This is a genomic window from Nosocomiicoccus massiliensis, assembly GCF_000438455.1.
Taxonomy (GTDB): domain Bacteria; phylum Bacillota; class Bacilli; order Staphylococcales; family Salinicoccaceae; genus Nosocomiicoccus; species Nosocomiicoccus massiliensis.
Genome location: NZ_CAVG010000103.1, coordinates 20,340 through 29,700, shown reverse-complemented (window position 1 = coordinate 29,700; position 9,361 = coordinate 20,340). Strand labels below are relative to the sequence as shown.

The 9,361-nt window shown below is 34.8% G+C and carries 11 protein-coding genes; 10 read left to right on the top strand and 1 reads right to left on the bottom strand.

What is annotated here, in order from left to right:
• Positions 1-142 precede the first annotated feature (142 nt).
• The 7 genes from TJ68_RS04680 to TJ68_RS04650 all read left to right on the top strand — a co-directional run bounded on the left by TJ68_RS04680 (position 143) and on the right by TJ68_RS04650 (position 8,178).
• Positions 143-1,333, top strand: coding sequence for a divalent metal cation transporter (locus TJ68_RS04680; RefSeq protein WP_040929009.1), 1,191 nt, complete (start codon positions 143-145; stop codon positions 1,331-1,333).
• Between the two features lie 119 nt (positions 1,334-1,452).
• Positions 1,453-2,181, top strand: coding sequence for a glucosamine-6-phosphate deaminase (gene nagB / locus TJ68_RS04675; RefSeq protein WP_040929008.1), 729 nt, complete (start codon positions 1,453-1,455; stop codon positions 2,179-2,181).
• Positions 2,182-2,289: 108 nt separating this feature from the next.
• Positions 2,290-4,032: an ABC transporter ATP-binding protein gene (locus TJ68_RS04670; protein ID WP_040929007.1), complete on the top strand. Its 1,743-nt coding sequence runs from the start codon at positions 2,290-2,292 to the stop codon at positions 4,030-4,032.
• On the top strand, positions 4,019-5,752 hold the full coding sequence (locus TJ68_RS04665; RefSeq protein ID WP_040929006.1) for an ABC transporter ATP-binding protein: 1,734 nt from the start codon (positions 4,019-4,021) through the stop codon (positions 5,750-5,752). Before TJ68_RS04670 ends, TJ68_RS04665 begins: the two co-directional genes overlap by 14 nt.
• Positions 5,753-5,853: 101 nt before the next feature.
• The gene (locus TJ68_RS04660; protein ID WP_052327311.1) at positions 5,854-6,405 is read left to right on the top strand and encodes a VanZ family protein; all 552 of its coding nucleotides are present in this window, start codon (positions 5,854-5,856) and stop codon (positions 6,403-6,405) included.
• Entirely contained in the window at positions 6,402-7,319 is a 918-nt protein-coding gene (locus TJ68_RS04655) for an ABC transporter substrate-binding protein (protein WP_040929005.1), read from the top strand. The genes TJ68_RS04660 and TJ68_RS04655 overlap by 4 nt, the downstream gene beginning before the upstream one ends.
• A 16-nt stretch (positions 7,320-7,335) precedes the next feature.
• Entirely contained in the window at positions 7,336-8,178 is an 843-nt protein-coding gene (locus tag TJ68_RS04650) for a M23 family metallopeptidase (RefSeq protein WP_052327310.1), read from the top strand.
• On the opposite strand, the gene TJ68_RS04645 is transcribed toward TJ68_RS04650, so the two are convergent.
• Positions 8,179-8,388 (bottom strand): hypothetical protein, encoded by a 210-nt coding sequence (locus TJ68_RS04645; protein ID WP_040929004.1) that lies wholly within the window; start codon positions 8,386-8,388, stop codon positions 8,179-8,181. It abuts the gene before it with no gap.
• Positions 8,389-8,456: 68 nt separating this feature from the next.
• Here TJ68_RS04645 and TJ68_RS04640 point away from each other — a divergent pair, with 68 nt between their 5' ends.
• Genes TJ68_RS04640 through TJ68_RS08405 form a run of 3 tightly spaced genes read left to right on the top strand, consistent with a single transcriptional unit; the run spans position 8,457 to position 9,351 of the window.
• Positions 8,457-8,810, top strand: coding sequence for a TIGR04104 family putative zinc finger protein (locus tag TJ68_RS04640; protein ID WP_052327309.1), 354 nt, complete (start codon positions 8,457-8,459; stop codon positions 8,808-8,810).
• Positions 8,794-9,186, top strand: coding sequence for a (deoxy)nucleoside triphosphate pyrophosphohydrolase (locus TJ68_RS04635; RefSeq protein ID WP_040929003.1), 393 nt, complete (start codon positions 8,794-8,796; stop codon positions 9,184-9,186). The genes TJ68_RS04640 and TJ68_RS04635 overlap by 17 nt, the downstream gene beginning before the upstream one ends.
• 3 nt (positions 9,187-9,189) lie before the next feature.
• Positions 9,190-9,351 carry a hypothetical protein gene (locus TJ68_RS08405; RefSeq protein WP_155974675.1) on the top strand — a complete coding sequence of 54 codons (162 nt, stop codon included), beginning with the start codon at positions 9,190-9,192 and terminating at the stop codon, positions 9,349-9,351.
• Positions 9,352-9,361: the final 10 nt, after the last annotated feature.

Below are 9,361 nucleotides of genomic sequence, written 5' to 3'. Positions count from 1 at the left end.
AGTCGTTATTTCATCAGTGCTAGAAACACATTCTGTTTCAACACTTTTAAAATTCGGCGCACGTAAATTTTCTATTACAAAACAATTGAATGACGTAATAAAACCAATGTACTAATTTGATGGGCGAATTGAGGTGAAGGTCATGAATGAAAGAAGATTAGAGAAAAGTAAAATCTTTAGTGCGGTATTTTTAATGGCCAGTGCTTCAATTGGCCCTTTGTTTTTAATGTCAACTGCGGACTTAACGATTCAATTTTATGAGCGTCTTGCGTTCGTCATTATAATTACCGGAATTATCGAACTTGGTATACAAATGAACATATGGCGAATACTCACGGTCGCAAAAACGCCAGCACATTTAGTCATCAATAAAATTATCCCGAATTTTGGGACATTTATGTCAGTCGTTGTCTTACTTGGTGGGATCGCGTTTAATATCATTAATATTTCCGGTTTAGGAATTGGTATTAGTTTATTATTTAATGTCGACATAAAACTCGGCGCATCCATTGGGCTTATGATTGCGATTTTATTTTATTTATTAAATAGAAATCGTATTACGTTAGAAATGTTTATCGGAGTGATGTTAAGTTTTATTATCGCAATAATTATACTTGCGTATGCATTTACAGCAACAGATGTACCGTACGATGTCACACTTGCAAAAACGGTCCTACCGATGATTGATTACGATATCGTGACGACAATTGCGATGATGGTTGCCCTATCGATTGGTGGATATATCAGTTTTGCTGGGGCACATCGTTTAATTGATGTAGAAATTACCGGAGAAAAGTATAAAACAGCAGTCACTCGATTTGCTGTTTATAGCGTGATTATCGTAACGGTGACACGCCTACTATTATTCTTTACAATACTCGGGTTATCGAGAAGTAACGTCATTTTATTTAAAGATAACTTATTAGAAAGTGCTTTTTCAGAAGTGTTTGGTGGGCTTGGTAGTTATGCTTTAGGGATATTGTTTATATGTGCATCATTAACGTCTATTGTGAGTGTCGCGTATACGACAGGAACATTTATTAAATCGGTTAATGATATTATTAAAAAATATATCGATGTCGTATTACTCATGCTCGTTCTAACGAGTTGGTTCATCTTTTTACTTAAAGGCGAAGAGGTTGTGTTACTTCAGATTACAACAATTTTAAACGGATTAATATTACCGGTTATTCTCGGTGGGATATTACATGCTTCAAGACGCTCTGATATCGTTGGAGATTATCGTCATCCACTGTGGTTATCTATATACGGTGTATTATCGTTAGCAGTATCATTTATACTCGTGTTTGTTTTAATTTACGATCTTATATAGTTATTGTTTTACAGAGAAATTAAAAAGGAATATAATGTTAAAATACTTAAAAGTCTTAAGACACTTAAGTATTGTATGTAAATAGTTTGCATACACTCAGTTTCAATTGGAGGTACACAATGACAAAATTTAAAGAAATTAAAGCAAATACTTATGAAGACATGAGTAACGAAGCGGCAACAATTATTTTTGACGCATTAAAAGAATCGAAACAATTTTCTTTAGGACTTGCGACAGGGTCAACGCCTGAAGGCATGTACGATGCATTAGCAAAGAAAATTAACGAAGCAAATTTAGATCTGTCAGAATTAACGACATTTAACCTAGATGAATATGTCGGATTAGATGAGTCAAACGACCAAAGTTATCATTATTTCATGGAACAACATTTCTTTAGTAAGTTAGATATCCCACAAGAAAACATTCATATTTTAGATGGTGTTGCAGAAGATTTACAAAAAGAAGTGGAAGATTATGAAGCGCTTATTGACGAAGTAGGTATCGATATTCAAGTACTCGGTATCGGAAGAAATGGTCATATTGCGTTTAACGAGCCAGGAACAGATTTTAACTCACTCACACATAAAGTACAGTTAACAGATGAAACAATCGAAGATAATTCAAGATTCTTTGAATCGATTGATGACGTTCCAACTGAAGCGGTTTCGATGGGGCTTCAAACGATTATGAAAGCTAAAACAATCATTCTTTTAATTTCTGGTGACAATAAGAAAAATGCACGTGATTTATTCATCAGCGGAGAAGTCACAGAAGACATCCCGGTATCAATTCTCCACAACCACGACAACGTTATTTTAATTACGGATAGTGCAGCACGTGGTGAATAATTATTATTGAAGAATTATTTTAAAAATCGTAATATATAATTAATCATTTAGTGGAGGGTGATTACCCTCCGGTTTTTGTATCTAAAAATAAAAAGAAAGGAACAAAAGATGCTTACATTTTTAAAGAAAATCAGGTGGTATTTTCGAAAACATAAGCTTAAATTACTCATTATATTAGCATCTGCATTAATTTTAAACATTTTAGAAATTTTACCTCCGCTACTCATTGGTAAAACAATCGACCTCATTACAGAGGGTTCAATGACAATAGATTCGATGAAAATGATTATCGGTGTATTCTTCACCGCGATTCTATTGATTTATTTACTGACATACATAAGTACGTATTATATCATGCAGTCTGGTTATGATATTGATGCGATTTTACGTAAACGATTAGTCCGTAAATATTTAGCGATGTCCCCATCATTCTATGAAAGAAATAGTACGGGGGACTTAATGGCGCGCATTACGAATGATTTACGTAGTGTGACGATGGGAACGACATTCGGTATTATCACGATTATCGATACGTTAATTTATGGGACGATAATATTAGTTACAATGATGATCGTCGTTAATCCTGTTTTAACGATTATCGCTTTACTTCCGTTACCACTATTAATTGTGACGGAAGTAAAAATCGGTAAAAAGATTATGGAACACCATATGAAAGCACAAGAATCATTCGGAAAAATGAACAACAACGTATTAGAGGTTGTTGAAGGTGTTAGAGTAACGAGAAGTTATGTACAAGAAAATCCGGAGTATAATCGTTTTAAATCAATGACTTCTAATTATATTGACCGCATTATGAAAGTTGCGAAATTAGAAGCACTTTTTGAGCCGATTACGACGTTAGTCGTCGCAACGTCATTTATCATCTCATTTATTGCCGGTGCATTTTTTATCAATAACGGAACGATCACACTCGGTGAGTTTATAACGTTTAATATTTATTTAAATATGATGATTTGGCCGATGTTCGCATTCGGAATTATGTTAGACACTACAGAAAGAGGTCGTGCATCACTCAACCGAATTGAAGACTTACTAAACGAAGAAGATGATGTGTTCGTCTCAGGTGAAAGTGTTCAAAACAACAATATCTCATTTGACGACTACTCATTCACATATCCGACATCGAGTCGTGAGAATTTAAAAGGTATTGATCTCGAACTTAAAAAAGGAGAGACACTTGGTATCGTCGGTAAAACGGGAAGCGGTAAAACGACGTTTATTAAACAGTTCTTAAAGTACTATTCTGAAGGTAATGGTCAATTTATTATCGATGGAAAACCGATTCAGAACATCAGTAAAAAAGAACTGAGAGACTTAATTGGTTATGTGCCACAAGAAAACTTCTTATTTAGTAAAACAGTTCGAGAAAACATTTTATTTGGTAAAGAAAATGCAACAGAAGAAGAGCTGCAGCGTGCAATCCAAAATAGTGCACTAGTCAATGACTTAAACAATATGAAGCACGGCTTAGAAACGAAAGTCGGAGAAAAGGGTATTGCGTTATCTGGGGGTCAAAAGCAGCGTATATCTATTGCGAGAAGCTTAATTAAAGATCCTGAGATACTTATTTTAGATGATGCTTTAAGTGCAGTAGACGCAAATACTGAACAACATATTATCGATGCGTTAAAGAAAACACGTAAAGATAAAACAACGATTATCATTACACATAGGTTATCTGCAGTGGAACATGCAGATCAAATTATCGTTATCGATGACGGAGCAATCATTCAGTCTGGTACACATAAAGAGTTAATAGAAACGGACGGATGGTACAAAACACAACACGAGTACTTTAAACATGGAGGTGAAAACGTTGAACCAACTTAAAAGATTATATGAATTTACAGCTGGTCACCGTTCACTCCTTCTCTTTGGAATCGTCCTTAACTTAATCGCGGTTGGGTTAAACTTACTCGGGCCATTTTTATTAAAAATTATTTTAGATAATTACTTAGTAAAAGAGAATGTCGTTGTTAAAGGCTTAGTCATTATGCTTTTCATATACTTAATTGTCCAAGTGACTAACGGACTGATTGGGTATTTCTCAAGAATCGTAACATTAAAAGCCGGCAGTAAAGTCATTCAATCGATTCGACTTAAAGTTTTTAGACATGTTCAAAAATTACCGGTACGTTACTTTGATAACTTACCAGCAGGGAAAGTAGTAGCGAGAATCACAAATGACACAGAAACGATACTAAATGTATTTACGTCAGTTCTCACTCAAGTCATTACGAGTGTATTTACAATTTTAGGGGTCGTTATTGCATCGTTCTTCGTAAACGTTTATGCAGGATTATTAATGATACTTGTCTTACCGTTTCTATTTTTATGGTTATACTTGTACCGAAAAGCGTCAAACAAATTTAACATGACGAAACGCGAACGAAATAGTGAAATGAACGCGTCTATTAATGAATCTATTAGCGGTATGAGTGTCATTCAAGCATTTAATAACGAAGAAAAAGTGTTTAACGAGTTTTCTAAACTAAACGAAGATTACTACAAAAGTTCAGTACGACTTTCAAGGTTAAACGCACTGACGAATACGAATTTAATCGAGTCTTTACGTAGTGTTGTACTCATGATTTTAGTTTTCGTATTCAGTTATATGTTTGTATTTCAAAACACAGCATGGTCTGTCGGTTCGATGTACTTAATGATCGACTACGCTGGGAAAATTATGATGCCTTTATATGCAATCATCGGTGTATTTGATATTATCGAACAAGCGCGTGTCGCGACAAATAAAGTGTTCGAATTACTCGATGAGGAAGAAGAACAAGAAGACCATCAAGAGCTTCAAACGTTTAAAGGGAATATTGAATTTAACGATGTCAATTTCTCATACGATAAAGGACACCGAGTGTTAAACAACATTAACTTTAAAGTAAAAGAAAATGAAACACTCGCACTCGTTGGGCATACGGGATCCGGTAAAAGTTCAATTATCAACTTACTGATGAGGTTTTATGATCCAGATAGTGGAGAAATACTGTTTGACGGTGTCGACACAAAAACATTGAACAAACAATCGATGAGAAGCCATATGGCAATCGTTTTACAAGATCCGTACATCTATAACGGAACACTTCTTTATAATATTCGTCTTGGTAGTGAAGATATTACAGAAGATGAAGCGATCGATGCTTTAATCTCTGTCGGTGGAGAAATGATTTTAGAACGATTTGAAAATGGGATTCGTGAAGAACTTATTGAAAGTGGTTCGACATTATCACTCGGAGAACGTCAGCTCATTTCATTTGCGAGAGCATTAGCATTTAAACCGACACTATTAATACTAGACGAAGCAACCTCTAACGTTGATAGTGAAACAGAGCAACTCGTACAAAATGCAATGAAAGTAGTATCTTCAAATCGAACGACAGTAATAATCGCACACAGATTATCGACGATTCAGCATGCGAACAACATTCTATTATTAGATAAAGGAAATATTGTAGAATCAGGTAATCACGAGCAATTACTAAAACTCGGCGGTAAATACCAAGAAATGTACCATAAACAAGTAATGAGGAAAGAATGACATTGAGATTTATCTCAATGTCTTTTCTTTTTAAATTGATATACTCATGTCAAAATAATATGGTATAGTCAGTCCATAAATAAAATTGGAGATTTGTTACATTGATTTTAATTAAAGCGTTTTGGCCTGTCATTCCGTTTTTTTTCGTTTGTATTGTCATATTGCTTTTATTCGCAATTTATTTCAATAGAAAGTTTAATCACCGGTTAAATGATTATAATAAATTTAAAGATTTTACGGTGTTTGTCGGCATAATGATGAGTGTTATTGGTATACTATTAATTACGATGATGCCGACGAGTTTACAGGGACATACGATTAATGTCGTACCGTTTCAGTCGATGAGAGAGCTGTATTATTATGGTACAGATGAGGCGATTTTTAATAATTTAGTTATGAATATCGTATTATTTGTGCCGTTTGGATTTTTCGTCTATTTAATGACGAAAAAGGAATGGCTGACGAGTATATTTGGATGCTTGTTTTCAATGTCGATTGAGACGATTCAATATATTTTACCGATCGGACGTACGACGAACATCGACGACGTTATTTTAAACGTCACGGGAACGTTAGTCGGAATTATACTCGCATACTTTTTTAGAAAGCTCGAGTATTTTATATTCAATTATATTAGTAGGGATAAATCATGAAAAAAAGATTATTGACGTTATCTGCAACCATACTATTAGCTGGTTGTAGTACATATCAGGAAGTGAGTAGTGACGAAAATACACGTGTCATTACAACTGAACAAGCAGGACACTTAGAACTTAATAAAGAAATTAAGCGTCCTGTATTATTTCGTGCAGCAGATCCGTTAAATGCTGAACTGCTCGGTGTAGAGCCCGTAGGTGTTAACTCTCAGCTTAAAGGTTCAGAGTTAGTGGAAGAGAAGTTAGATGCGACTTTTATTGAACCTGGTGATTTTGAAACAGTAGAGTCATTAAATCCAGATTTAATAGTCACGTATGCACCGGATGAGTACTCTGCGACATATAGAGATTACGCACCAACAATTGAAATGCGATATATTACGAGCGCATTTAATCCATATAAAAAGCGAATTTATTTAACGCATTTTTATTATTTAGGTGTCATGTTAAATAAAGAAGAAGAAGCCAAACTTATTGCGGATGAGTTTTTAGAAAAAATGTCTACACTTCGTAGTCAGTTAGATCACCAAGTGCTCGATATGAATGCTGCAGTCATTGTCGATGAAGATGATACGTATTATTTAAGGCCGAAATTTTCAAGTTTTGGAACTGAAGCAGTATATGATGTATTAGGATTTAGTCAACCGAAATATATTAAACGTATACTAGAAAGTGATGACTATAAAATATACGAAACTGAAGATTACAGTGCTGCGAAACTCGATTATTTATTTGTCGCGACAGATGACGTAAATAACGAAAATAAAAAAGAGGCTCTTGCGAAAGCGTTTAACATAAATGTCGAACAAGTGATATTTATGAATATCGATAACTTTAGACCGAACGATTTACAATCTATCGAGTTTCAGTCTAAAGAGTTAATCGAAACGTTAAACAAATTAAATCATTAAAAAGGGACGTGACTTCATGGTAACACCAGATACATTTGTAGAATATTTTAATAGTGAGAAGTTTAAAGAAATCTATGACACAGCATTTGAACCGTTTAAACAAAATACTGAAGAATCAAGATTTGTCGAATCGTTACAAATCTTTCATCGTGAAGCGGGAGATCTTCATCAAAAATATCACAATAAGTTAACGATGAATTTTAATCGATATTTTTATGTGAACGATGAGGAAACACATGGGCTAACTGCAGCGTTTACAGATGATAATGAGATTATCGGTATTGAACTTCACTTAAATGAAAAGTACGATACGGATGACGTTTGGACAAAAAATGAGTATGCACTACCACTAGAAGAAGCAGTTGTGTCTGCAGGTGGTACAGATGTGTTTCACAACTATCATTACAGAACAGAGAATCAACGGTATGCGTATGATTTAACGAATATGGTTGAGTTATATCACCATAACGGAGACCCCGGTGATTTAAATGCGTACTTCGTCTTTGGAAGTGATGTACTCTCACCGCTGGACGGAGTAGTCGTTGACGTTAAGCGTGACGTTAAAGATAACCAGATTGGCATCGTGAATCAAGATGAGCCGTCAGGAAACTATGTAATCATCGAGCACGAAAACGGAGAATATAGTTTACTTGCACATTTAAAAAAGGATAGTGTAAAAGTTGACGTAGGAGATAGTGTCGTTACTGGAGAAATTGTTGGACAAGTTGGAAATAGTGGCGCGACGACATTGCCACACTTACATTTCCAAGTAATGAGCGACAAAGAATTAAATAAAGACTCTATACGCATTTGTTTTAAAGACTTTGAGAGTCTTAAACAAGGCGATAGAGTCGAATAATTACTCGTCATTGTTTTTTCGTTCGAACGGGTTTTCATCGTATTCTCGTTTAAATACACTCATAATCGACATTAAAGCGATGAGTACGAATAAAACGAGTACTGCAAATTTAAAAACTCCAGGTAAATAAGGCAAACTGAATCTATAAATAACAGCCAATGCAATAATGATAAGAATCGTATTTAGTGATTTACGTAACTCGATTTTCAATATAAGCACTCCTTAACTATGATACTTATTATATTAGCATAAACAGTGTAAGAAAATGGGGGATTCAAGTGGCAAAAAAAGAGTTTCATACGGCCGTATGTCCGCATTGCCATCATAAATGGACATATAAAGAGAAGTTGCTCGGCTATATGATTAAGCCGAGATCTAGAACGCGTTGTCCAAATTGTAAAGAATATATAGAACCATCGACAAAATCTGTTGTGTTTGAGTATATCGCACTCGCTTTACTTATTATTTCAATCGTTTTTATCGTTCCGAATTTACCGATATTAAATTCGACACGAATCATTATCGTGTTATTTCTGTTTTTTGTTTATACGTTTATCTTCGTACCACTTACAGTCAGGTTCGAAGAAATACATTACAATATAAAGGATAAGTCAAATGAAAAAGGAAATTAACGTCGTTGCAGCAGTAATTGTCGACGATTTAGATCGCATACTCGTCGCAAAAAGACCTCCTGGTAAAACACTCGCGAACCTTTGGGAGTTCCCAGGAGGAAAAGTTGAAGCGGGTGAGGATGAAATTGAAGCGTTAAAGCGCGAATTGTTAGAAGAAATGGATACTGAAATCGAAGTGCTCGATAAAATTACGACGACGCGTTATGAATATGATTTTGGAATCGTCAATTTAACGACGTACTATTCAAAAGTAGTACGTGGAAATTTAACATTAAACGAACATATTGAAAAAAGATGGTTAAAACGTAGTGAACTCGGGAATATAGAACTAGCACCCGCAGACTTACCTGCGATTCGAATCATTCAGGAGGGATAACAAGTGGATTTAATTAAAGGATTAATCGGTTTTTTATTTAAAACATTACTCGTGCTGACATTATTTACTGGAATTGGACTAGTCGTCGCATACTTTGTCGTTAAAAAAGACGTAAAAGAAATCCAAGAATTTACAGAACGTATCCGCCTAGAAATGGAACAATAATACGTTTTAC